The sequence below is a fragment of the Bradyrhizobium sp. Kon58 genome, from assembly GCF_055807455.1.
The window spans coordinates 206,852-231,271 of sequence record NZ_JBVVOT010000006.1; the positions used below are offsets into that span (position 1 = coordinate 206,852).

Sequence of the window (24,420 nt, forward strand, 5' to 3'; positions counted from 1 at the left end):
GGCAATGAAGATCACAAGGGTTCGCACGCACATTCTCGAAGCAAAGCTGTCACAGCCTTTTGCGTATTCACGCGCTTGGTACGACACGCGCACCGCGATGCTGGTCGAGATCGAGACCGATAACGGCCTTGTCGGCTGGGGCGAATGCTACGGCCCGGCACGGATGACGGCGGCGGTGGTGCAGAGTATCGCGCCGTGGCTGATCGGCGAGGATCCATTGAGCACCGACGTGCTGTGGCAGATGGTCTACGCGCGCTTGCGCGATCACGGCCAGAAGGGCGTCGTGATCCAGGGGATGAGCGGCATCGACATCGCGCTATGGGACATCAAGGGCAAGCATTTTGGCGTACCCGTGCATCAGCTTCTCGGCGGCGCCGCGCGCAAGCAGGTTGCGGCCTATGCGACCGGTCTCTACCGGCGCAAGTCAGGCGATCCGCTGACCTATCTACCAGAGGAAGCGGCGGGTTATGCTGCCGAAGGATTCCGCGCCGTGAAGCTGAAGGTCGGTTTCGGCATCGTGGAGGATGCCGCAGTCACCCGCGCGGTGCGCGAGGCGATCGGCCCCGATGTCGCGCTGATGGTCGATGCGAACCACGCCTATGACGCTGTCGCGGCGATCCGGCTCGGCCGCCTGATCGAGCGCCATGACATCGGATGGTTCGAGGAGCCGGTGCCGCCGGAGGACGTCGCGGGCTATCGTGCGGTGAAATCCGCGCTCACGATTCCGGTCGCCGGCGGCGAGTGCGAATTCACGCGCTTCGGCTTCCGCGATTTGTTCGCCGCGCACGCGCTCGACATCGCCCAGCCCGACACCTGCGCGGCAGGTGGTTTGAGTGAATGCAAGAAGATCGCCGACATGAGCGAGGCGTTCGGCATCCGCTACAATCCGCACGTCTGGGGCACCGGGATTGCGATCGCGGCCTCGCTTCAGCTCCTCGCCGTGCTGCCGTCGCACACGCCGACCTCGCTGTCACCGCTCGAGCCGATGCTCGAGTTCGACCGCACCGAGCATCCGATCCGGCAGGCGATCCTCAAACAACCTATCGAGCACAAGAACGGCATCATGCAGGTGCCAGATGGTCCGGGCCTCGGCATCGAGATCGACCGCGAGGCGCTGGCGCGGTTTGCGGCGGACGCCTAACCGATCGTCTGCAACGCCGGGAACGTCTCGAGCAGCCAGATGCTCACATTCGAGACCGCGCCGGTGAGGAATCCAATGCCGGTGATCACCATCAGGACGCCCATGGCGCGCTCGACATTGACGAGATGGCCCTTCATGCGCGCGAACAGGGTGGAAAATTGCTCGATCATCAGGGCAGCGATCAGGAAGGGAATGCCGAGGCCGGCCGAATAGACCGCGAGCAGGCCGGCGCCCTTCGTCACCGTCGCTTCGGCGGCGGCGACCGAGAGGATCGCGGCGAGAATCGGGCCGATGCAGGGCGTCCAGCCAAAGGCAAAGGCGAGCCCCATCACATAAGCACCCCAGAGGCCGACGGGCTTGGGCGCGGTCAAGCGTCCCTCGCGCATCAAGAGGCCGATACGCGTCAGGCCCAGGAAATGCAGGCCCATGACGATGATGACGATGCCGGCGAGGATCGAGAGTTCGGCGGACCAGGCGCGGATCAGCCCGCCGATCAGCGAGGCGCTGGCGCCGAGCGCCACGAACACCGTGGAGAAGCCGAGCACGAACAGGAGCGCCGACATCATGATCGCGCGTTTGGAGACTGATGCGGGCTCGTTGCTTTCGACATGCTCGATCGTCGCGCCCGTCAGATAGATCAGGTAGGGCGGGACCAGCGGCAGGACGCAAGGGGAGAGGAAGCTGACGAGGCCGGCAATCAGCGCCGCCGGGATCGAAACATTTTGCATGATGCAGTCGGAGCCATCTCAGGCGCCGGCGCGGCGCGCGGGGAGTGCGCGCGGCCCGGAGCCGAACCGGCTCTGGTGTAGCCGATGCCAGCGAATGCGCAACAGAGGCGCACAAAACCAGGGCTCCTCCCGATGCCGTCTGTGATCACAGATGCGGCATCGGGACACGCACAAATCTCGCCAAAAAGCGAGACTTGGCGGCGCGGCTACTTCACCACGCGGAGCAGCGGACGCCGGGGCTGGTCCTGCGTCTGCTTGGAGGGAGGCTGCGGTTCGTTGGTCGCCGTCCGCAGCATTTCGTCGCACAGTGCCTTGAGGTCGGCACTGTCAATTCCTTTGAGTTTCATCCGCACGTCCAGGATGACAATGGACAGCAGCTCGGCCGACTCGCGGCTGTTGCTCTCGTTGAGCACCCTGCGGCACTCTTCGAGCGTTTCCAGCACCGACTGCAACTGTTCGTCTGAATGCGACACCGGCGTTCTTCCCGCTAATTCGGCCTGTGAGACGTGGTTGTGACGACCTCTTTGGCCCCCATGGAGCGTCGAGGATAACACGAGGCCGCTGCGCCCCCGAATATGATTTCAGTGTGTTGCTGCCTAGAAACCGCGGTTCCCGCGAGTATTGCTTCGCGCCGCGGGCCGGCGTCGACTCGCTCAGTCGCAAAACGCTCAATCTTAAAACGCTCAATCTTAAAACGCCTGGCGTGCAGCAATTGATCCATCGCGGAAGGCGGCACCGGCTCTTGCGCAAGGACGTTCATTGCGGACAGCGCCGACGATCCCGCAGCCATGTCACGGCCCACAACGGAACTCACGCCACACCCCTCATACGGGCGATGGTTTGCCCGATTCCCAGCCCTTGTTCCCGCCCTGGCAGCACCCGAATACCACCTGCGGCGTAGTAAGGATGACGTTCAAAACTCGTCGTTCCCCAACCCGCCGTGGTTGTGGTTTGCCCCAGATTCTGCCAGTTTAGCGACCCGAAGGGACTTGTATGCACTCCTTGGCGGAAAGGGGCGTTCCTCAGGAGGAACGCCCAAAGACAAACATCAGCGGCCTGTCGGACTGGGATGCGGCGCGCATTTTCCTGGAAGTTGTCCGATGCGGAAGTTTCCGCTCGGCGGCCGAGCGCCTGTCGCTGTCGATCAACGCCGTCCGCCGCCGGATCGATGATTTCGAACGCCAGACCGGCACCACCCTGTTTACCCGCGACGTCCACGGCACCCGCCTGACCGACGAAGGCGCGCTGGTGGTCTCCGCCGTCGAGCAAATGGAGGCGGCCGCGTTCGACGTGCTGCGCACCAGCGATTCGACGACGAACGCCCTGGCCGGCGAGGTCCGCGTCGCCATCACCGAGGGACTTGGCACATTCTGGCTCGCCCCGCGACTGGTCGAATTCCAGCAGGCGTATCCGAAGATCCTGGTCGATTTGCATTGCGCGATGCGTTCGGCCGACGTCTCTCGCCACGAGGCCGACGTCGCCATTCACCTGTCGCGGCCTGCGGCGCTCGACGTCAAGCTGGTGCGGCTCGGCCGCATGCATCTGATGTTCTGGGCCTCCGAGAAATACATTTCGAAACATGGCGCGCCGCGTTCGGCGATGGAGTTGATCAAGCACCGCCTGGTGCTGCAGTTCGCCGACCAGCTCGATGCCAAGCAAACTTTCGAGAGCTTCTTCCCCGGCGTTCCGGAGCGTGACCTTCTGGTCATGAAGACCAACGTCTCGAGCGCCAATTACTGGGCGGTCGCGAACGGTGCCGGAATTGGCGTATTCCCGAGCTACGCCGTTGCGCTTGGCGGGAAGTTGATTCCACTGGAAGTCGAGCTGAACAGATCGCTGGATATCTGGTTGTCCTACCATCCTGGTAGCGGCCGGATTCCGCGCGTGCGGCACATGATTGACTGGCTGATCGAAGCCTTCAATCCGGCGCGTTTCCCGTGGTTTAAGGAAGAGTTCGTGCACCCGCATGAATTCAAGGACGAGTATATGGGCGAACCCCTGACCCAGCTCTTCGGGGGGTTTTCAACCGAAGACCGATGAGAAAAAAGATGAAGACAGCGGCGAAGAGAATGAAGCAGCGCAGTGCCGGCAAGCCGGACATTGAGCTGGGCAAGCGAATCCGTCTGCGGCGCGTCGAGATGAAGGTCTCGCAGGCCGAGCTCGGCGAGAAGCTCGGCGTCAGTTTCCAGCAGGTCCAGAAGTACGAGAAGGGCGTCAATCGCGTCGGCGCGGCCCGGCTTCAGCAGATCGCCACCGCCCTCGATGTGCCCGTGACCTTCTTCTATGACGGCGACAACAAGGCGCGCGAAGTCGAGAGCCTGCTCTTCCTGGACTCGGCCTTCAGCCTCCGCCTGCTGCGCGCCTACAGCAAGATCAAGGACCAGACGGTGCAGCGTCAGCTCGTCTCGCTGATGGAATCGATCGCAGCGAACGAAGCCTGAGCCGATCGGCGTTCGCGCCTTTCCGCCGATGTTCAATCCGCCGCGTCACGGGGCGCGGCTGGATTGGACGAGACCCGGACGAGATACATCCGGCCCGCGCTTGCGCGGACTTCTCGGGGCGGCATGACCGCCCCTTTTTGTTGACCATTTTTCCCGCCGTCGCCCCCGCTTTTCGCGAACCCATTCCTGCCCTGTCGCGACCCAATCCAGAGACCGCCGTCCGACGTGCCGGGCTCGCGATGCGCCGTGCTTAAGGGAGCCGCAACCGGGAGGCGCTAGCTTCCCGCCGATTTCTCGAATCAGCACAGCGAACCGGAAATTGCCGATGCGAGCGCCCGTCCGGGCCTCGCTCTCATGGGGAAGATTGGGACACATGTCGAAACGCCATGCGATGATCATTGCCGTCGGCATGCTTGCGAGCGCCTCTGCGCTTGCTCAGACCGAGACGATTGGACAGGCCGGGCCCAAGCCGGCGACTGCGGCTGGAACGGTGCCGGCCGCCGCCAATCCGGCCCACGCAGCCGCACCGAAAACGGCCGCGCCAGCGTCCGCTTCGACGGCAGAGAGCCGCTCGGCCGCGGCGCTCGCGCTGACGCACGAGCCCACCTATGACGAGGGCTCCGCCCAGCGCATCAAGGATGCGGCGCTGAGCTATTCCGATCTTGCCGTGCGCGGCGGCTGGCCGGCGATCCCGGCAGACGCCAAATTCGCGCCCGGCGCCCAGGGCGCCAACGACGATATCCTGCGCAAGCGGCTGATCGTCTCCGGCGATCTTGCCGCCGACAAGGCGAGCGGCGCCTTCGACCAGGATCTCGCCGACGCCGTGAAACGCTTCCAGGCCCGCCACGGCCTCGCGCCGACAGGAACGATGACGCCGCGCACGATCGCGGCGATGAACGTGCCGGTGCAGAAGCGCATCCGGCAGCTGGAGGCTTCGCTGCAGCGGCTCGAGAACATGAATTTCGGCTTCGGCCAACGCTATGTCGTGGTCAACATCCCCGCCGCCTTCGCCGAAGCGGTCGAGAACGACGTCGTGGTGCGGCGTTATCGCGTGATCGTCGGCAAGACCGAAAAACCCTCGCCGACGCTGACGGCCCAGATCAGCAGCGTCGTCCTCAATCCGACCTGGACGGTGCCCTCCTCGATCGCCAAGACCGAGATCTCCGCGCATATGCGCAAGGATCCCGGCTATCTGTCGCGCATGCACATGGAGGTGCTCGACGCCCACGATAATCCGATCGACCCGAATTCGGTGGACTGGTCGGGCACGCATACGCCGAACTTCACCGTGCGCCAGCACAACGGCACGTTCAACGCGCTCGGCGCGGTCAAGATCGACATGCCGAATTCCTATTCGGTCTACATGCACGACACCAACCAGCGCAATCTGTTCAGCGATGATTACCGCTTCGATTCCCATGGCTGCTCGCGCGTCGACAATGTGCGCGATCTCGCCGCCTGGCTCTTGAAGGACCAGCCGAAATGGAGCCGCGCCGCGATCGACGCGGAAATCGCCAGCGGCCAGCATCTCGACGTCGCCATGGTGAAGAAAGTCCCGGTGGCCTGGATCTATCTCACGGCGTGGATGACCAAGGACCAGACCGTCCAGTTCCGCAACGACGTCTATAACCAGGACGAGCAGCTGCTGGAGGCGACCGCCGAAGAGGCGGCCTTCTTCAGCAATGCCGGCAGCCACCCGCTGACCGCGCACATGACGAGATAGTCCGCGCCATGCAATCGCGGCACAGGCGGCTGCAAAGCCACGTCCGTTGCCGCGGTTGACCCTGGCCTCGCCGCGGCCGAACATTGCGCCTCGCCAACGAAAGCGAGCGCGATGTCCGACATGTCCAGCACGACCGAAATTCCCTACGCCGACGGCAAGATCCTCAAGCACACAGCCGGTGGCGTCGGCGTGATCACCTTCAACAATCCCGACAAGCGCAACGCGATGTCGCTGGAGATGTGGGAGGGATTTGGCGAGGCGCTGACAGCCTTGCGAGACGACGCGGCCGTGCGCGTCGTGATCCTGCGCGGCGCCGGCGGCAGGGCCTTCGTGTCGGGCGCCGACATCAGCCAGTTCGAGAAGACGCGCCATAACGCCGCCGCTTCCGAGGAATATGGCAAGCGCAGCGCCGCCCAGCGCGCGCTGCTCGCCGATTATCCCAAGCCGACCATTGCCTGCATCCAGGGCTTCTGTCTCGGCGGCGGCATGCAGGTGGCAATGCTGGCCGACATCCGCATCGCCTCCCATGGCAGCCAGTTCGGCATTCCCGCGGCAAAACTCGGCATTGCCTATGGCTACGACGGCTTGAAGCACTTGGTGTCGCTGGTCGGGCCGTCCTGGGCACGGCTCCTGATGTATACGGGCATGCGCATCGATTCCACCGAAGCACTGCGCATCGGGCTGGTCGAGCGCGTGGTTCCGGAAGATCAGCTCTGGGGCGAGACCATGGCCATCGCCGAGACGATCTCGCAAAATGCACCACTCGCGATCAAGGCCGCCAAGCTCACCATTGCTCAGGTGCTGAAGGACGAAAGCGCGCGCGACATGGAGGCAATCAGCGCCGTCGGCACGGCATGCATGGACAGCGCCGACTTTCGCGAGGGCCGGCAGGCCTTCATGGAGAAGCGCAAGCCGCAGTTCCGGGGACGGTGATTCCGTTATTGCCACGAAGCGCAGCAACGACGGCAGCCAACGTGAACATGCATTCAGGAAGATTAAATTCCCACGCCCCTGCAACACCATAGCAACCAGCTGATTTGCTGGAAGTTCTCTCGCCATCAAACGAGGGAGATTGCGATGAAACTCAAATTAGCTGTTGTTGGTCTGGCTGCCCTGGGCGGCGCAGCGCTCATATCGGGACAGGCACTCGCAGCGATGCCGAACGGCATTCCGCAGGCCGACCGTATCGCGAGCGGCCCGGCAGCCAACGTCGATCAGGTGCGCTGGGTGTGTAACCCGTGGGGTCGCTGCTTCTGGCGTCCGAATTATTACGGCGCCTACGGCTTTTACGGCGGCCCGCGACGCTTCTACGGCGGGCGTCCGTGGGGCTGGGGCGGCCACCGCCACTGGCGTCGCTGGTGAATTGCGAGGGGCCGCGAGGCCCCTCTTCCTTGACTACAGCGCCGCGAGCACCGCCTTCGTAATGTCGGCGGTGCCGTTGCTGCCGCCGAACTCCATCGGCTTGAGGCCGCCGGCGTAGACCTTGTCCACAGCGCGCTCGATTTGCTCGCCGGCCTCGGCCGCGCCCTCGACACCGTGCTTGTCGGCGAGCCAGTCCAGCATCATTGCAGCCGACAAGATCATCCCGGTGGGATTGGCCTTGCCCTGCCCCATGATGTCCGGCGCGGTGCCGTGGCAAGGCTGGAACACGGCATATTTGTCGCCGATGTCGGCCGACGGCGCCATGCCGAGGCCGCCGATCAGGCTCGCGGTGATGTCGGAGACGATGTCTCCGAACATGTTCTCCATCACCATCACGTCGAAATCCCAGGGACGCTTCACCAGCATCGCCGAGCAGGCATCGACATAGAGCCGGTCGGTCTTCACCTCCGGATGACGCTTGGCGATCTCGTCGAAGATGCCGCGGAAGAACGCAAAGGCCTTGAACACGTTCGCCTTGTCGACGCAGGCCAGCATCCCCGGCTTGCCGCGCGCCTTGCGCCGCTCGGCGAGGCGAAACGAGAACTCGAACAGGCGCTCGGACGTCTTGCGCGTGATCACCATGGTCTCGCGCGCCTCCTCATGGGTGACGACGCCCTTGCCCATCGAGGCGAACAGGCCTTCGGTGGACTCCCTGATCACGACGAGATCGATGCCGCGCTGGTCGACGCCGACGATCGGGCTCGGCACGCCCGGAATGAGCCGCGCCGGGCGCACACCGGCATAGAGATCGAAGATGAAGCGCAGCTCGATCTGCGGCGCGATCTCGGTATTGTCGGGATAGCGCACCGACGGCAGGCCGCAGGCGCCGAGCAGGATCGCGTCCGCCTCCTCGCACAGCTTGATGGTGGTATCGGGCATCGACTTGCCGGCGGCGAGATAATGATTGGCGCCCGCCGGCGCCTCGGTGAAGCGGAAGCTCAAGCCGGATTTCGTCTCGATCTTGCGCAGGACTTCGATGGCCGGCGCCATGACTTCGGGACCGATGCCGTCACCGGCGAGCACGGCAATGTGGAAGGCGTTATTTGCGGACATGGAAGTTCCTAAATGACGAAAGGTGTGGCCTCGTCATTGCGAGGAGCTCTTGCGACGAAGCAATCCAGACTGTGTCCGCGGAGGGATTTCTGGATTGCTTCGCTACGCTCGCAATGACGGCGGAGAGAGCGTTGGTTACGGCGTCAGCACCGTGCGGCCAACCACCGCGCCCTGCTGCAACTGCACCAGCGCGTCGTTGGCTTTGGAAAGCGGCTGCCGCGTCACCGGGATCGGCGCTATGTTCTTCGCTCGCACGAGATCGAGCAGCTCCTGCGTCTCGCGCAAATTGCCGACATAGCTGCCCTGGATCGTCACCGCCTTGATCGGGATCAGCGGCAGCGCCCAGGTGGCACCGCCGCCGAACAGGCCGACGATGACGAGCTTGCCGCCCTTGGTCAGGCAGTCGAAGCCGAGTTGCGTGGTGGCGGCGTTGCCGACGAGATCGAGCACCGCGCGGATGGGACCACCGGCTTTCTTGGCAAGCTGCTCCAGCGCGTCGGGCGCCTTGGGATCGACGGTCGCGAGCGCGCCGGCTTGCTCCGCGGCTTCGCGCTTCTTCGCGTCGATGTCGACCATGATCGCGCCTTTGCCGCCCATGGCCTTCAAGAGCGACAGCGCCATCAGGCCAAGTCCGCCGGCACCGAACATCACGATCGGCGTGTCGAAGTGCTGCTCGAGCTTCTTCAGCGCGCTGTAGGTGGTGACACCCGAGCAGGCGTAGGGTGCGGCCGACGCGGGATCGAGGCCTCTCAGATTGAGCAAATAGCGCGGATGCGGCACCAGCATGTGGTCGGAATAGCCACCATCGCAATAGACGCCGAGCGAGCGCGGCGTCAGGCACATGTTCTCGTCACCGGCGAGACAAGTCGCGCATTTGCCGCAACCGATCCAGGGATAGACCAGCCCGACATCGCCGATCTTCACGTCGCCTTGGTCCGACGACTTCACGTCCGGGCCGAAGGCGAGGACCTCGCCGACGGTCTCGTGCCCCATGGTCAGCGGCAAATTGATGCCGCGGTCCTTCAGCGACAGCGGCTTGCGGCCGTGGCCGAGATCGTAGCCGCCTTCCCAGATGTGGAGGTCGCTATGGCAGACGCCGGCGGCCCTCACCTTGATCAGCACCTGCGTGCCGGACGGCTGCGGCGTCGCCTCGTCGAACTCCTGCAGCGGCGCCTTGAAATCGGCGACCTTGAAACTCTTCATTGGCGTCCTCCCGGATACTTTTTTGTCGCCGCCACCATGCCACGGGCGGCAGGACGAGACAAACTCGACCCTGTCTAGTTGAGGCTGACGGATGATGGCAAGCCGGCCATGCGCAAAGCCGCGTTGCTCGCTGCACGAAGCTGTCCGTCAACCTTGCCGTCAGGTTTGCGCGGCTGTTTTGGCGAACGGAATTGGTCCATCGCCGGTGAGCCCGATCTCCGCGCGCAGCCGGTCGGTGTGCTCGCCAAGCACGGCCATCGTCTTGCCCGGTGTCGTGTCGGCACCGGTCATCCGGAACGGCAGATTGAGGACCTGGAACGAGCCGCCTTCATCCTCGACAGACGAGAGCGCCTGACGAAGCGCGAGCTGCGGATCGGCCAGTGCTTCGGACACAGTGCGGTAGGCCGAGGCCGGCACGCCCGCCGCACCTAGCGCGACAAGACAGACATCGGTCGAGAGCTGCCGCGACCAGGCCTCGACACCGTCCATCAAGTCGGCCCAATGGTCGCGACGCGCGGCGTAGGTGGAGAAGCGCAGATCGGAGATCCATTCGGGGCGGCCGATCACGCCCATCAGTCCCTGAAACGTCTTCTCGCTGGCAACCGTGATCATGACATAACCGCTCGCCGTCTCGGTCGGCCCGAACATCGGGCGTGGCGGCGGCTTCACGGTGAACTGCGAGTTCTGCAACTCGATCAATGTCAGCGTCAGCATCGATTCCAGCATGGAGACGTCGATGTGCTGGCCGAGCCCAGTCACCGTGCGCTGGTAGAGCGCCGACGCGATCGCGCCGAACCCGTAGGTGCCGGTGACGACGTCGGCATGGTAGATGCCGCAATAATCCGGGCGGCTGCGGCCGGGCTGGTAGGCGAGATGCGCCATGTCGTAGCCGGATGCCGCATGGATCACCGGCGCGTAGGCCGGCAGCTCGGCCGACGGGCCGCTCTGGCCGTAGCCGGAGATCGAGCAGTAGATCAGCTTCGGGTTGACGGCGCGCATTCTGTCATAGTCGAGCCGCAGCCGGTGCATCACGCCGGGGCGGAAGTTCTCGACCAGGATGTCGGCGGTCGCGGCCAGCCGGCGGACCGCCTCCTTGCCCTCTTCGGACTTGAGGTCGAGCACGACGCTCTTCTTCCCGACATTGAGCTGGCCGAACACGGTGCTGCAGCCCTTGCGCAGCGGCGGCCGGGTTCGCATCGTCTCGCCGCCGTCGGTCTCGATCTTGATGACCTCGGCGCCCATGTCCGCTAGCATCCGCGCACAATGGGGACCGGCAATGGTGGTCGAAAAATCCAGGACCCGGAGGCCGGCGAAGGCCTTTGTCGTCGTCCCCTCATGCTTATCTGATAGCTGCATGCCTGCTCGCGTCCTTGAGTCACTTAGGAACTTATCGAAGTTCTCTGTTGTTCGTGCGCCGACCCTAGAGGGCGGCGGCTGAGTAGGAAAGTCTTTACCGAACAGACGCGTCTGGCGGGCGGCCTTGGGAATTCCAGGGGCAACTGGACCCGTTCTTGCATAGCAGCAATCGGGCTCCGGCAGAGGGCAGCAGTTCTTGAGGGTCTTGTTCGTTACGACAGAGATGGACGACTTTGTCCGCGTCGGCGGACTCGGAGCCGTTTCCGCTGCACTCCCCCGAGCCCTCCGTCCTTTCGCCGACATCCGGGTCATGCTGCCTGGCTATCGCGACATCATCGAACAACTCACGCATATTCAGATCGTTGGCCGCTGTCCGGCGTTCGCGGAGATGCCGGCCTGCTCGCTCGGCCGGGCCGCGACCAAGGACGGCCTGCCGGTCTATGTCCTGTTGTGCTCGCAACTCTACGACCGGCCCGGCAACCCCTATGGCGACGAGTCCGGGCGCGACTGGCCCGACAACGACATCCGTTTCGCGCGCTTTGCCTCGGCCGCCGCTGAGCTCGCGATGGGCACGCTGGACAAGGATTGGGCAGCAGACCTGATCCATGCCAATGACTGGCAGGCTTCGCTCGTGCCGGCCTACCTCGCCTGGCGCGGCTCCAAGCTGCCGTCGATCCTGACCATTCACAACCTCGCCTATCAGGGCCTCTTCCCGAAGGACTCGCTGCGGCGGATCGGCGTACCGGAGAGCTCCTTCCACATCGACGGCGTCGAGTTCTACGACCAGCTCTCCTTCCTCAAGGCCGGGCTGGTCTACGCATCGCATCTCACGACAGTCAGTGGCACCTACGCGCGGGAGATCACCACGGATGAATTCGGCTGCGGTCTCGAAGGCCTGCTTCGAGTCCGCTCCGACGCGGCCGAACTCACCGGCATCCTCAACGGCATCGACGAGAGCTGGGACCCCCGTTCCTGCGCCCAGCTTGCCCAGCAGTTCGGCGCCGGCGACTGGGTCGGCAAGAAGGCCAATGCAGACTATGTGCGCAAGCAGTTCGGGCTTGCGGTATCGCGCGGCCCGATGTTTGGCATCGTCGCCCGGCTGGTGCACCAGAAGGGCATCGACCTGGTGCTGGCGGCGGCCGATGAGATCGTCGATGCCGGCGGGCAGATCGTGGTCACCGGCTCCGGCGAGCCGGCGCTCGAGCAGGCGCTGATCGACGCGCATCGCCGGCGCCCTGACGCGATCGGGGTCGTGATCGGCTTCAACGAGGCCCAGGCGCGCCGCATCTTCGCCGGTAGCGATTTCACATTGATGCCGTCACGCTTCGAGCCCTGCGGGCTCAGCCAGATGTACGCCCAGCGCTTCGGCTCGCTGCCGATCGGCCACCAGACCGGAGGCCTCGCCGAGACCATTACCGACGGCGAAACCGGCTTCCTGTTCTCAAAACCCTCGCACGAATCCTTCCTCGGCGGCGTCCGCCGGGCGTTCTCCGCCTTCGTGGCACAGGACCAGCTCGACACCATGCGTCGCAGTGCGATGGGACGCTCGTTCTCCTGGAGCATCCCGGCTGGCAGCTACAACGCGCTGTACCGGAAGCTGGCGGCGGTGTGAGGCACGCGCGTTTCCTCGTCATTGCGAGCGTAGCGAAGCAATCCAGACTGTTTCCGTGGCAGCAGCCTGGATTGCTTCGTCGCAAGAGCTCCTCGCAATGACGGTGGTTTGTGGCAACGGCGGAGGACTTCACCCCTTCCCGCGCTGATCCATCTGCGGGCGGCCGATCCAGGCACGGTTGAGGCAGCGGATCATCCAGTCCGGCTGCGGCTCGCCGCGCAGCCGCGCTTGCGCTTCCTGGTAGGGACCGACATAGCGCAGCCGGTCTGGCAATCTTGGATAGACCCGCCGTATCCATCGCAGCGCGTTCTCGACGGATCTGGTGTCACGCTCGTCAAGCTCGAATCCAAACCCCACACGCAGGCGTTCCGGAAGCAGGCTTGCCGTGAGCGCGCGATACCAGCGCGGCGGACGCAACCACGGGCGCGCTCCACCAAAGATCTGCGCGGCGATCTCGCGCGCCGCCGGACTGACAGTGAGCGTATCCGATTGCGTCATTGTCGCGGTGTAGGCCGCAAAGCCCGACCAGTCCGCGGGCAGATCGTGCGCCGTCAACCCGAACAGAGCACCGAACAACCGACTCTCGGTCCAGTAGCGTTCGCGTTCCTCCGCCGAGAGCGGTGGCAAAACCAGATCATGCGCCATCAGCGCGGTCTCGACCAGCGTGGCATGAACCCAGCGCAGCGACGGGATGTCATTGGCACAGTAGCGCGAGCCTGCCGCGAACGGACCGACGGTCTCCGGCATCTCGCCGACGATCATGCTGTGGCGCCGGTGCAATTGCCGCGACGACAACAGCGCGCGGTCAAGCGAGCCGAACACCATGGCAAAGACAATGTCGAAGGTGCGGTGAAATCGTCCGATCGGATCAGCCAAGGTCCGCGAATGCTCGGCAATGGCGGCGGCGACCCAGGGATGCGCCAGCTGCAGCAACAGCGCACGACCGGCACCGAGAAAGATGACGGCCTCGCGGTCGATCTGCCAGGTCACCGTGTCAGGGCCGAACACGCCGGCGACCGGTCCTGCCATATCAGCACGAACCTGATCGAGGGCAGATTCCAGATCTCTCTCAGCGACCAATTGCAAGGCCTCGCGACGAAGACAGCGGGCGACAATAACCCGGACCGCCCCCTCGTGAAATCGTCACTGCGAGAAACAATGACGGACGAAGCCCTCACTCCGCCGCAATCGGCATGATGTCCATATGTTCGTGCAGCACCACGCCCGCGAGGGGATCGAACTCGCCAACCCACGGCCTTCGCTCCAGCACTGACTTTGTGTGCGAATAGCCGGCATCCCAGCGCCGCATGATGCCGGACGGACTGAAGTCGATATCCTTGGTGTGGTTCTCACGGTCGAGCTGCGGCGCAAGCAGGCGCACGACATGCATGCGTGTCGGGCAACCATAGCTCGCCAATTCACGAACCGCCGGATCGCTGCGCTCGCTCTCGGGCAGTCGCGCGGCGAGCTGGTTGATGACGTGGCGCAGGCGATGGGCTTGCTGCTGGCGCGTGATCTGGCTCGCGATCCGGCTGGAATACTGCACGTCCTTGTGCCGGTTCAAGACCTCCGCCATCGTGGTTGGCTCGGCGCCGACGGGATTCCACAAATGCACGGCGAAGATCAGCGAATTCTTGCGCGGATTGTCGTCGAAGACCGCCTCGGTCGGCGTGTTCGACAGAATGCCGCCGTCCCAATAGAGCTCGCCGTCGATGCGCACGGCCGGAAACGCCGGCGGCAGCGCGCCTGACGCCATGACATGCTTCACCGTCAGCTCGCCGTCGCGGCTGTCGAAATAGCGCATCTGGCTGCTGCGGACGTGGGCGGCACCGACAGTCAAGCGTGGCGCGCAGCGATTGATCCGGCCGAAATCGACGAGCTCAAGCAGCGTCCGCTCAAGCGGCGCCGTCGAATAGAAGCCGGCGTGATCGGCTCCGAGCGGATAGGAATCGCCCGCATGCGCCAATGGATTCGGACGGAAGAAGCCGGGAATGCCGTGGGTCACGGTCGACCAATAGGCGAGCTTTTCGTTGAAGTCGGGAAACGCGGTGCGCAGATTCCAGACTGGATTCTGCTCCATCCGTTTCCAGAACTCCTTCAGGCGCTGCAGCCGCTGGTCAGGCGCGTTGCCCGCAATGAGGCAGGCATTGATGGCGCCGATCGAGGTGCCGATGATCCAGTCCGGCTCGATGCCGGCCTCGTGCAGCGCCTGGTACACCCCGGCCTGATAGGACCCGAGCGCACCGCCGCCCTGAAGCACAAGCACTACCTGGCCGGGCAGATCCTTCGACGCGCTGGTATCGCGCTTCACACCGTTCATATCCTGCTCCCTGAGAGCCCGTATCCTTGCCATGTTCGTTCCTCGCGATCGTTTGTTACGCACTCGCCTTCAATGCGCGGTCCAGCCTCCGTCCACGGGCAGCGCAATACCGGTGATCGTGGCCGCCGCGTCGGTGGACAGAAATACGCTGAGCGCACCGAGCTCCTCGACGATCGAGAAGCGCTTGTTCGGCTGTTGCGCCAGCAGCACGTCACGGATCACCTGGTCGCGCGAGATTCCGTGCGCCTTGGCCTGCCCATCGATCTGCGCCTCGACCAACGGCGTATAGACATAGCCTGGACAGATCGCGTTGCAGGTAATGCCCTCTTCTGCCGTCTCCAGCGCGGTCACCTTGGTGAGCCCGACGATGCCGTGCTTGGCCGCGACATAGGCCGCCTTGAACGGCGAGCCGACGAGACCATGCGCGGAGGCGATGTTGATGATCCGGCCGAACTTGTTCTGTCGCATTGCGGGCAGCGCGAGCCGCGTGGTGTGGAAGGCCGACGACAGATTGATCGCAAGGATCTGGTCCCATTTCTCGACCGGAAACTGCTCCAGCGGCGCAACGTGCTGGATGCCGGCATTGTTGATCAGGATATCCAGCCGGCCGGCCTGCGCGACCGTCGCCGCGATCATCTCGGCGATCGAATTCGGCCTGGTCATGTCGGCCGGCGAAAATCTTGCCTTGACGCCGAACTCCGCCGCAATCTGCTCGCGCGTTCGGTCGAGCTCGACCGCCACACCAAGGCCGTTCAGCACGATGTCGGCGCCGGCCGCGGCAAGCGCCCGCGCGATACCGAGGCCGATGCCACTGGTTGAGCCCGTGACCAGGGCAACCTTGCCCGCGAGCGCCCGGGCGGCGGACGTCTGCGGCTTGACGGACATATTCACTGGCAAAATCCTCCGACACGGTGACTGGTGTTGAGCCGACTGTGAAGCATCGCCCGGGTTGACGGAAATGCCCGTTGGCTTCCGAAACCATGCCCGTGCGCTATTGCGGCCGGGATGTCATTCTCCGCTCCGATCGGCTAGCCTCCGCCTGGTCTTGCTGGAGAGCCGATCCAATGGAAATGCACCAGGTCCGCTATTTCCTCGCGGTGGCGCAGCTCTTGAACTTCACGCGTGCCGCCGAGGACTGCAACGTGACGCAGCCTTCGCTGACGCGCGCGATCAAGCAGCTCGAGGCCGAGCTCGGCGGCGATCTGTTTCGCCGCGAACGGCCCGCGGCGCAATTGACCGAGCTTGGCCAGCGCATGCATCCGCTGCTGAAGCAGTGTTTTGATGCGGCCATCGGTGCCCGCTCGCTGGCCTCATCGTTCCGGAGCGGCGAGATCGGCGCGCTCCGCGTCGCGCTGACGCATGCGATCGATCTGTCGCTGCTCATTCCTCATCTCAATCAGATCAAACGGCAGTTCAACCGGCTCGAATTCCGCTTCCTGCGCGGCTCGAGTCGTGAAGTGGCCGAGTTCTTGAAGAAGGGCGAGGCCGAGCTCGGGATTGCCGCCGACATCGACGAGGCCTGGGAGCGGCTCGATGTCTGGCCGCTGTTCACCGAGAGCTTCGAGCTCGTGGTCAGCGACGGACACCGGCTCGCAGGCCGCAGCAGCATCGAACTGGACGATCTGCGCGCAGAGCAGCTGCTGAGCCGGACGTTTTGCGAGCATTCCGCCCGTATCTCGGCGAGCCTGCGCGAGCACGGCATCGCGGTCGAACAGGGTCACGAAATCTCGAACGAACGCGACCTGATCGAGCTGGTCGAGGCCGACATCGGTGTCGCCATGCTGCCGCACACCTCGCCCGTTCCGGAGACGCTGACGCGCGCTGCGGTCGCCGGGCTGGACGCCCGTCGCACCGTCAGCCTCTACGGGGTGGCCGGCCGGCAGCGTACGGCGGTGGCCAATGCCGTGATGCGCATGCTGCGTGGTGCGGATTGGCGGGAGATTGCGGGTTAGCAGCGACGCTCGCTGCTGACCCTTTTAGGCTTCCCTGCTCGCGTCTTCCAACGCTTCAAGCAGATCATCGATCTCCATGCGCTTGCGGAAGTCCGGATCGACGAAGCGGGCTTTCACCAGACCGTCGCGGCCGACGACGAACACGGCCGGGATCGGCAGCATCCAGCCATCATTGCCGTGGAATTTCGCCATATCCTGGTAGGACAACAGGCTCTGGATCTCGGCACCGAGCCAGATCGCGAGATTGAGCGACAGCGCATAGCCGTTGTCGAGATCGGTCAGGATCGGAAATGGCGCATCAGCTTCCGCCTTGAGCTGCCGGGTGTATTCCTGCGTCTCCGGCATGATCGCGACGATGCGCGCACCCATGGACTCGATGCGATCCAGCGCCTGGACCACCGCGCGGACATTGAGCCGGCAATAGGGGCACCAATGGCCGCGGAAAAACATCACGGCAACCGGGCCGCTCTCCAGCAGTGAGGCCAGCGCGACGAGACGCCCGCTCTCGTCCGGCAACATGAACGGCGGCATCGCCTCGCCCGGACGCGGCGCGGTGTCGCCGCCGCCGTTTCCATTCAATCTGGCCACCAGATGGTCGACTGCCTCGCCATAGGCCGGGAAGACGTCGCGGCTGGCGTCGGCATAGGCGCGGAGCTGCTCGTTCAGCGTGCCATCCATGTCACGGCAGCGCTGGAAGGCGAGTTTGAGCCGCTCGGCATCGGCCGGCGAGAGAGAGGTCATCTTGCGCTCCAGCGTTCAGGGGACGAATATTAGGTGCCCGATCCGGCCGCCCGCAAGGGGCGGCCGTCATGCGCGCGTGATCAGTTGACGTAGAAATTGCCGGTCGGGTCCAGCCGCCCCGAGGTGGAATACAGCGATCCGTTGTCCATGAAGAAGACGGTGTTGTCGGGGACCTTCTTGGCGCTCTTCATCATGGCCTCGTGGTTCTTCTCCGCCGGGGCCATGGCCATCGCCGACATCTTGCCGGGACCGCCATACATGTAGGCCATGCCGGCCTTGAAGTCCCATGTGGCCTCCGAGAAGGCCGATGTGGCGATGACCGCGAACGCAGCCGTGGCAATCAAGGTCTTGGACAATTTCGTCATGAGATGCTCCTCCGGATTGACGTGAACGCCCGCCAATCGGGCGCGCCGCCATCGAACGCCAATCGCTCGGGAAGCGGAAATGCCGATCCCCAATCGGTTCGATAGCGAGCGCGTATCGGGCCCGATAGCGCCGGTCTATCGCAGCGAGAGCGAAAGAGCATTTCAGAACGAGCACTCTTTCGACGAAAGTCCCGACATAGCCGGCGACCAACGCGGTTGCGGCCAACACAGGAGACGTTCCGATGTTCAAGCATCACACCTTGTCGCGCGCGGTCTGGCCCGGCCTGGCCATCCTCGGCGTACTGACACTCTCGGCGCAGCCAGTCTTCGCCGGCGAATGCCCGGCCGACAAGATCAAGCCGAACGCGCAGCAGATGGTCGACTACAAGCCGGTCGGCGTCACCGACGTCACGCTCGGCGCCATCGACCTCGGCAAGCAGCCGGCACACATTGAAGGTCGCGAGCTGCGCTTCCGCAAGCTGACCATCGAGCCCGGCGGCATCGTGCCCTGGCACAGCCATGACGACCGCCCCGCCCTGATCTTCGTGCAGCAGGGCGAGATCGTCGAACACGCCTCCAACTGCGTCGATCCGATCGTGCACAAGGCCGGCGACATCCGCCCCGAGCTCTCCGGCACCTCGCACTGGTGGAAGAACCTCGGCAAGGAAACGGTCATCCTCTATGTCGGCGACGTCCGCAAGGACCCGCACGACCACAACATGTAACGGGTGCGCGACCCCAGCGCACGCGTGACGGAATGTGGCGCCCGCGATCCCCATGCTGCCCGCATGCGGGCGCCACATTCATCACAAAGGAGGCCTGCCATGACCGATCTGTCCGCGCCGATCAAGCCGACCGCGATGACGATGGACGCGCATTCGCCGGGTCTAGCGCTTCGCTCCCTCGTCATCGGCCTCACCGCCTTCCTCACCGTCGTCGATCTGTTCGCGACGCAGGCGATCCTGCCTTCGCTGACACGCCATTACGGCGTCACGCCGGCGGCGATGAGCTTGGCGGTCAACGCCAGCACGTTGGGCATGGCCGTCGCAGGCCTTGTCGTCGGCTTTCTCAGCCCTCACATCGACAGGCGGACCGGCATCCTGCTCAGCCTGACCCTGCTCGCAATTCCGACGAGCCTGCTGGCGACTGCGCCCAATCTTGCCGTCTTCACCGGCCTGCGGGTCGCGCAGGGCCTCTGCATGGCATCCGCCTTCGCATTGACATTGGCTCATCTCGGCGAGCAATGCAGCGCAATGGATTCCGGCGGCGCCTTTGCCGCCTACATCACGGGAAACGTCGCCAGCAATTTCGTCGGCCGGCTGGTCTCGGCCGCGATCGCCGATAGCCTTGGCCTGGCATGGAATTTCTATTTCTTCGCGGCCCTCAATCTGGCCGGTGCCGCCCTGGTCTATTTCACCATTGCGCGCGTACAGCCGACGCGTGCAACGACACCGACGGCGTCGGCGCTTGGCGCGACGATCGCGCAGTGGCGGGATTCACGGCTGCGTGCCGCCTACGGCATCGGCTTCTGCATCCTGTTCGCCTTCATCGGCACCTTCACATTCGTCAATTTCGTTCTGGTTCGCCCACCGCTGTCGCTGGGCATGATGGACCTCGGATTTGTTTACTTCGTCTTCCTGCCGTCGGTGGTCACGACGTTGCTGGCCGGCAAAGTGGCGTCGCGCCTCGGAACGCGTCCGACGATCTGGGGCTCGCTCGCGATCGCCGGGATCGGCCTGCCGCTGATGCTGGCCCCACACCTGGGCGCGGTCCTCGCCGGGATGGTTCTGGTCGGAATCGGCACCTTTTCCGCGCAAGCGGCTGCGACAGGATTCGTCGGACAGGCTGCGGCTGAAAACCGCGGCATCGCCAGCGGCACCTATCTCGCCTGCTATTTCTGCGGCGGGCTCATCGGCACCGCCGTCCTCGGCCGGCTGTTCGACGCGTATGGCTGGCATGCCTGCGTGGCCGGGGTGGGCCTGGCGCTCGCGGCCGCGGCCCTGCTGACGCTCGCCTTGAAGCGCTAGCGCTTGGCCGGTGCCTCCTGCGGCGGCTCGTCGTCGGCGATGGCGCGCCAGGCGGCGCCGTCGAGATCGTCGTACTGGCCGCTCCGGAGCGACCAGAGGAAGGCGACGAGACCGGCGAGACCGAGCATCAGCGCCAGCGGCACCAGGATGACCAGGATTTCCATCACACGATCTCCCGCGAGGCGCCGCGCGCACGCAGCGAATTCAGCATCACCAGGATCGACGATCCGCTCATGGCGGCAGCCGCGATCAGGGGTGTCACGACGCCGCTGATCGCCACCGGTACCGCGAGGACATTGTAGCCGATCGCAAGCCAGAGATTTTGCCGCATCAAGTGCAGCGCCTTGCGGGACGCGTCGATGGCGGCGACGACCGGGGCCAGCGGCCGGCCGAGGAAGACGAGATCGGCGGTTGCCTGGCTCAAATGCGCGGCCGAAATCGGCGACATCGAGACGTGGGCCGCCGCCAACGACGGCGCATCGTTCATGCCGTCGCCGACCATCAGGACCTTCATGCCCCGCTGCTTCAAGACCTCGATCCGCGCGATCTTGTCGGCCGGCGTCACCCCGGCCCGCCATTCGGAGATGCCCAGCGCATGGGCCGCCGCGATCACCGCCGGCTCACGGTCGCCGGAGAGAATCTCGATGCCGATATTGCGCGCCTTCAGCGCCGCGATCACAGCCTGCGCATCGGGGCGGAGGCCCTGGCGCACAGAAAGGATGAATTTTTCGCCGCCCTTGCTGAAAGCCACGACGGAGGCTTCGGGATCGAGATGTGTCACGTCGGAGACCAGCGTCTCGGCGCCGCAGAAGGACGGACGGCCGAGGCGGAGCTCGATGCCATCGACCATGGCGCGCACGCCCTGGCCGGCCTCCTCCACCGCGCTAACGATCGGCGATCTGGCGTCGGAGGCCTGCGCGACCGCGGCCGCGACCGGATGATGACTCGACAGCGCGAGCCGCCCGGCAAGCTCGAAGATCTCAGCGGGGATGTCGGCCGCATTCATCACTTCGAGATCGGGCAGCGTCAGCGTGCCGGTCTTGTCGAAGATGACGTGATCGGCTTCCGCGAGACGCTCGATGGCATCGCCGGAGTTCAGCAGGACCCCCGCCTTGAACATCGCGCCCGAGGCTACTGTCTGCACCGTCGGAATGGCGAGCCCGAGCGCGCAGGGACAGGTGATGATCAGCACCGCGACGCCGGTCACGATCGCATCATGCCAGCCGGCGCCCGCGATGACCCAGCCGAGGATAGTGACGAGCGCGGTGGCATGCACCACTGGCGCGTAGAGTCGCGAGGCGCGGTCGGCGAGCCGCATGTAGCGCGAGCGCGCCTGCAGCGCATTGTCGAGCAGCCGCGTGATCTCGGCGAGCAGCGTCGCCTCGGAGGCCGCGGAGACCCGTACCCGCAAGCTGCCCGAGATGTTCATCGAACCCGCATAGACCGGCGTGCCCTGCTCGGCCGTGACATAGAGCGTCTCGCCGGTGATCAGGCTCTGGTCGATTTCGGAACGACCTTCGATCACGGTGCCGTCGACCGCGCAGCGCTCGCCGGGTCGCAGCAGCACGATGTCGCCGGGATAGATCGCGGCCACCGGCACTTGAGATATCTCGCCAGGTCCGACGAACTTGGCCGCGGTCTCCGCCTTGAGCGCGGCGAGATTGCCCGCGACCGCGCGGGTCCGCCGCCGCATGTTCTGGTCGAGGAAGCGGCCGACCAGGAGGAAGGTGAGCAGCATGATCGCGGCGTCGAAATAGGCGTGCTCGGCGTGGTTGACGGTCTCGACCACCGACATGCCGAGCGCCAGCGTCACGCCGATCGAGATCGGCACGTCCATGTTGGTGGTCTTGGCCGACAGCGCGCGCCAGGCCGAGCGGAAGAACGGCTGGCCGGCATAGGCCGCCGCCGGCAGCGCGATCAGCGCCGACAGCCAGTGGAAGAAATCGCGCTGCTCCGGCAGCATGTCCGAGACGTTGCCGGACCACACCGGGATCGACAGCATCATCACGTTCATGGTGGCGAACGCGGCGACGCCGAGGCAGCGCAGCAGGAATCGCGATTCGGCGACCTCGGTCGCCTCCGCGCTCGCGGTCTCGTAAGGATAGGCCTTGTAGCCAAGCTCTTCGAGGCGGTCGATAAAGCGGGCCGGATCGAGCGTGCCCGCCTTCCATTCCAGCGCAACGCGCCGGTCGGTGAGGTTCACGCGCGCCAGCGTGACGTCGGGAATCGCGGACAGGCCGCGCTCGATCTTGGCCATGCAGCCGGCGCAGTGAACGCCCTCGACCGCGAGATCGATGTGCTGGACGCCCTCGCCCGCAGTCCGGACGTAATGCGAAAAATCCCGCGAGACGTGCATGGCAAAATCCTTCAGTTCAGGATCACGCGGTTGCGCGACATGAACACGCGCGTTCCCCGCGCCCCGCCCTCGATCACCAGGTCCCACTGGCCCGGCGCGACCGATGCGGCATTGCCGCGATAGAGGCCGATGCCAGCCTCCGAGAGCTCGATGGCGAGATCGGCGCGCTTGTCGGTCGGCCGCTCCAGGCGGCCGCCGAATTTCAGTCCGGCGATCGGCTGTCCGCTCGCGTCGCGCGCCTCGACCTGAAGCACGGCGCCGCCATCGGCGCGGCGCTCGACATGGGCGTTGACTTTCCATTTGCGCGCGGCCTGGTCCTGCGCCGCCGAAATTTCGCGATCATAGGTGAGGCCCGCGGCATAGGGACTGTCGACGTCCGTGCCCGGCAGCGTCGCGATCGCGAGCTTCATCATGGTCACGTTGACGCCGATCACGACGCCGAAGAAGGCGACCAGCATCAGAAACACCTTGGTTCCGGTCAGCGGCTTGGTTGCCATGGCGGGCTCCTGATCCTACGGCGCGACGAAATTGTCGGTGGCGCTGGCGACTTCGCCGAGGCCGATATCGGTGACGTGAAAGCGAACCGGGATCGACTTTTCCGGATTGCTCTCCACCGGCGCGGTCACGAGCACCCGCAGCTCGCTGGTGGAGTCGCGCGGAACCACGATCATCGGCCGGTCCTGCGTCACGGAATCGATCCCGATGACATGGATCGTCGCATTGACCGGACCGTTCGCGTCGATCGCGATGACGCGGTCGTAGCCGCTCTTGTTGAGCAGCCGCACCGTATAGGCGTTGCGGATCGAGCCGTCGCTGAGCCTGACCGCGACCGGATTGCGGTCGTGCAGCACGTTGACGTCGAGCAGGCTGCGGGTCGCCAGCGTATAGATCATGATGCCGCCAACCGCCGCGATGATCGCACTGTAGGCGACCGTGCGGGCCCGGACGATGCGGTAGATCGGCGCCTTACCTTCCTGGCGGCGCTGGATGTTGACGTCGTTGTCGTAGCCGATCAGCCGCTTCGGCCGGCCGATCTTGGTCATCACGTTGTCGCAGGCGTCGATGCAGAGCCCGCACTGGATGCATTCGAGCTGCGGTCCATTGCGGATGTCGATGCCGGTCGGACACACGGCGACGCATTGATAGCAGTCGACGCAGTCGCCGACTTGCTCGCCGAGCGCGCGCAGCTCGGCAGCCTTCTTCACTGACGTACGCTTCTCGCCGCGATCGTAACGATAGGTCACGTTGAGCGCCCATTCGTCGGTGAGCGCGGCCTGGATCCGCGGCCACGGGCACATATAGGTGCAGACCTGCTCGCGCATGAAGCCGGCGAGCACGTAGGTCGTCGCGGTCAGGATGCCGATCCAGATATAGGCGATCATCGGCGCCTGGAAGGTGACGAGTTCCCTGACCAGCGTCGGTGCGTCGTTGAAATAGAGCACCCAGGCGCCGCCGGTCCACCACCCGATCAAGAGCCAGATCGAATGCTTGAGCACGATCTCGGAGATGCGCTCCAGCTTCATCGGGTCGGACGATTTGTCCTTCTTCATCCGCTCGCGCCGGTCGCCCTCGATCAGACGCTCGACCGCATAGAACAGGTCCGTCCACACGGTCTGCGGACAGAGATAGCCGCACCAGATGCGGCCGCCGACCGAGTTCATCAGGAATAGCGCCACCGCGGCGACGATCAGCAGGCCGGTGAAGTAGTAGACCTCCTGCGGCCACAGTTCGATGAAGAAGAAATAGAAGCGGCTGTTGGGAAGATCGATCAGCACCGCCTGGCTCGGAGCACCGAGGCCGCGATTCCAGCGCACGAACGGCAGGAAGTAGTAGACGCCGAGGCAGAACGCCATCAGGCCCCATTTGATCCGGCGGAAGGTGCCGGAGATGCTCTGGGGATAGACTTTCTTCTGGGCCACATAGAGCGGCCCGTTGTCATCGTCTAATGGGAGCTCTTTTGGGTTCACGGTCCTGTTCATC

Annotated in this window: 24 protein-coding genes; 10 read left to right on the forward strand and 14 right to left on the reverse strand. The window is 64.8% G+C overall.

Annotated features, from left to right (window positions below):
- Positions 1-4 precede the first annotated feature (4 nt).
- On the forward strand, positions 5-1,141 hold the full coding sequence (locus AC0L20_RS13870) for a mandelate racemase/muconate lactonizing enzyme family protein (protein WP_473288964.1): 1,137 nt from the start codon (positions 5-7) through the stop codon (positions 1,139-1,141).
- On the opposite strand, the gene AC0L20_RS13875 is transcribed toward AC0L20_RS13870, so the two are convergent.
- Both AC0L20_RS13875 and AC0L20_RS13880 read right to left on the reverse strand, forming a co-directional pair.
- On the reverse strand, positions 1,138-1,869 hold the full coding sequence (locus AC0L20_RS13875; RefSeq protein WP_473288965.1) for a cytochrome c biogenesis CcdA family protein: 732 nt from the start codon (positions 1,867-1,869) through the stop codon (positions 1,138-1,140). The two genes, AC0L20_RS13870 and AC0L20_RS13875, sit on opposite strands and share 4 nt — an antisense overlap.
- A 206-nt stretch (positions 1,870-2,075) precedes the next feature.
- Positions 2,076-2,342, reverse strand: a complete 267-nt coding sequence (locus AC0L20_RS13880; protein WP_007593979.1) for a hypothetical protein — start codon at positions 2,340-2,342, stop codon at positions 2,076-2,078.
- A 520-nt stretch (positions 2,343-2,862) separates the two neighbouring features.
- Here AC0L20_RS13880 and AC0L20_RS13885 point away from each other — a divergent pair.
- From AC0L20_RS13885 to AC0L20_RS13905, 5 genes are all read left to right on the forward strand, one after another.
- Positions 2,863-3,909: a LysR family transcriptional regulator gene (locus AC0L20_RS13885; protein WP_473288966.1), complete on the forward strand. Its 1,047-nt coding sequence runs from the start codon at positions 2,863-2,865 to the stop codon at positions 3,907-3,909.
- Positions 3,910-3,938: 29 nt separating this feature from the next.
- The gene (locus AC0L20_RS13890; RefSeq protein ID WP_026233304.1) at positions 3,939-4,310 is read left to right on the forward strand and encodes a helix-turn-helix domain-containing protein; all 372 of its coding nucleotides are present in this window, start codon (positions 3,939-3,941) and stop codon (positions 4,308-4,310) included.
- Between the two features lie 373 nt (positions 4,311-4,683).
- A complete protein-coding gene (locus tag AC0L20_RS13895) occupies positions 4,684-6,033 on the forward strand; it encodes a L,D-transpeptidase family protein (protein WP_473288967.1) in 1,350 nt (449 codons plus the stop codon).
- A 111-nt stretch (positions 6,034-6,144) separates the two neighbouring features.
- Complete coding sequence (locus AC0L20_RS13900) at positions 6,145-6,966, forward strand: enoyl-CoA hydratase (RefSeq protein ID WP_473288968.1); 822 nt, start codon at positions 6,145-6,147, stop codon at positions 6,964-6,966.
- Between the two features lie 144 nt (positions 6,967-7,110).
- Positions 7,111-7,395, forward strand: coding sequence for a hypothetical protein (locus AC0L20_RS13905; protein WP_456765382.1), 285 nt, complete (start codon positions 7,111-7,113; stop codon positions 7,393-7,395).
- A 33-nt stretch (positions 7,396-7,428) separates the two neighbouring features.
- Here AC0L20_RS13905 and AC0L20_RS13910 read toward each other — a convergent pair whose 3' ends face one another.
- The 3 genes from AC0L20_RS13910 to AC0L20_RS13920 form a co-directional block, all read right to left on the reverse strand.
- The gene (locus tag AC0L20_RS13910; protein WP_473288969.1) at positions 7,429-8,508 is read right to left on the reverse strand and encodes an isocitrate/isopropylmalate dehydrogenase family protein; all 1,080 of its coding nucleotides are present in this window, start codon (positions 8,506-8,508) and stop codon (positions 7,429-7,431) included.
- 135 nt (positions 8,509-8,643) lie between these two features.
- Positions 8,644-9,711, reverse strand: a complete 1,068-nt coding sequence (locus AC0L20_RS13915) for an alcohol dehydrogenase (RefSeq protein ID WP_473288970.1) — start codon at positions 9,709-9,711, stop codon at positions 8,644-8,646.
- Between the two features lie 159 nt (positions 9,712-9,870).
- On the reverse strand, positions 9,871-11,067 hold the full coding sequence (locus AC0L20_RS13920) for a CaiB/BaiF CoA transferase family protein (RefSeq protein ID WP_473288971.1): 1,197 nt from the start codon (positions 11,065-11,067) through the stop codon (positions 9,871-9,873).
- Positions 11,068-11,263: 196 nt separating this feature from the next.
- Here AC0L20_RS13920 and glgA point away from each other — a divergent pair, with 196 nt between their 5' ends.
- Entirely contained in the window at positions 11,264-12,679 is a 1,416-nt protein-coding gene (gene glgA / locus AC0L20_RS13925) for a glycogen synthase GlgA (RefSeq protein WP_473288972.1), read from the forward strand.
- A gap of 129 nt (positions 12,680-12,808) precedes the next feature.
- Here the strand turns inward: glgA and AC0L20_RS13930 are convergent, their stop codons facing one another.
- The 3 genes from AC0L20_RS13930 to AC0L20_RS13940 all read right to left on the reverse strand — a co-directional run bounded on the left by AC0L20_RS13930 (position 12,809) and on the right by AC0L20_RS13940 (position 15,884).
- On the reverse strand, positions 12,809-13,759 hold the full coding sequence (locus tag AC0L20_RS13930) for an oxygenase MpaB family protein (RefSeq protein ID WP_473288973.1): 951 nt from the start codon (positions 13,757-13,759) through the stop codon (positions 12,809-12,811).
- 94 nt (positions 13,760-13,853) lie between these two features.
- Positions 13,854-14,999 (reverse strand): patatin-like phospholipase family protein, encoded by a 1,146-nt coding sequence (locus AC0L20_RS13935; protein ID WP_473288974.1) that lies wholly within the window; start codon positions 14,997-14,999, stop codon positions 13,854-13,856.
- A gap of 69 nt (positions 15,000-15,068) precedes the next feature.
- Complete coding sequence (locus AC0L20_RS13940; protein ID WP_473289060.1) at positions 15,069-15,884, reverse strand: 3-hydroxybutyrate dehydrogenase; 816 nt, start codon at positions 15,882-15,884, stop codon at positions 15,069-15,071.
- Between the two features lie 179 nt (positions 15,885-16,063).
- Between AC0L20_RS13940 and AC0L20_RS13945 the strand changes: the two genes are divergently transcribed.
- Entirely contained in the window at positions 16,064-16,951 is an 888-nt protein-coding gene (locus tag AC0L20_RS13945) for a LysR family transcriptional regulator (protein ID WP_473288975.1), read from the forward strand.
- Between the two features lie 24 nt (positions 16,952-16,975).
- Here the strand turns inward: AC0L20_RS13945 and AC0L20_RS13950 are convergent, their stop codons facing one another.
- Both AC0L20_RS13950 and AC0L20_RS13955 read right to left on the reverse strand, forming a co-directional pair.
- Positions 16,976-17,692, reverse strand: coding sequence for a peroxiredoxin-like family protein (locus tag AC0L20_RS13950; RefSeq protein WP_473288976.1), 717 nt, complete (start codon positions 17,690-17,692; stop codon positions 16,976-16,978).
- A gap of 80 nt (positions 17,693-17,772) precedes the next feature.
- Entirely contained in the window at positions 17,773-18,057 is a 285-nt protein-coding gene (locus AC0L20_RS13955; RefSeq protein WP_211397066.1) for a hypothetical protein, read from the reverse strand.
- A 242-nt stretch (positions 18,058-18,299) separates the two neighbouring features.
- On the opposite strand from AC0L20_RS13955, the gene AC0L20_RS13960 reads away from it, so the two are divergent.
- Together AC0L20_RS13960 and AC0L20_RS13965 are read left to right on the forward strand one after the other, a co-directional pair.
- On the forward strand, positions 18,300-18,782 hold the full coding sequence (locus tag AC0L20_RS13960) for a cupin domain-containing protein (RefSeq protein WP_473288977.1): 483 nt from the start codon (positions 18,300-18,302) through the stop codon (positions 18,780-18,782).
- 99 nt (positions 18,783-18,881) lie between these two features.
- Entirely contained in the window at positions 18,882-20,084 is a 1,203-nt protein-coding gene (locus AC0L20_RS13965) for an MFS transporter (RefSeq protein WP_473288978.1), read from the forward strand.
- On the opposite strand, the gene ccoS is transcribed toward AC0L20_RS13965, so the two are convergent.
- The 4 genes from ccoS to ccoG are packed head-to-tail and all read right to left on the reverse strand — an operon-like array spanning position 20,081 to position 24,419.
- A complete protein-coding gene (gene ccoS, locus AC0L20_RS13970; protein WP_007607689.1) occupies positions 20,081-20,248 on the reverse strand; it encodes a cbb3-type cytochrome oxidase assembly protein CcoS in 168 nt (55 codons plus the stop codon). The genes AC0L20_RS13965 and ccoS overlap by 4 nt on opposite strands.
- Positions 20,248-22,440: a cation-translocating P-type ATPase gene (locus tag AC0L20_RS13975; RefSeq protein ID WP_473288979.1), complete on the reverse strand. Its 2,193-nt coding sequence runs from the start codon at positions 22,438-22,440 to the stop codon at positions 20,248-20,250. The genes ccoS and AC0L20_RS13975 overlap by 1 nt, the downstream gene beginning before the upstream one ends.
- A gap of 11 nt (positions 22,441-22,451) precedes the next feature.
- Positions 22,452-22,937 (reverse strand): FixH family protein, encoded by a 486-nt coding sequence (locus AC0L20_RS13980; protein WP_473288980.1) that lies wholly within the window; start codon positions 22,935-22,937, stop codon positions 22,452-22,454.
- A gap of 15 nt (positions 22,938-22,952) precedes the next feature.
- A complete protein-coding gene (gene ccoG / locus AC0L20_RS13985) occupies positions 22,953-24,419 on the reverse strand; it encodes a cytochrome c oxidase accessory protein CcoG (RefSeq protein ID WP_473288981.1) in 1,467 nt (488 codons plus the stop codon).
- Between the last annotated feature and the right edge of the window lies 1 nt (position 24,420).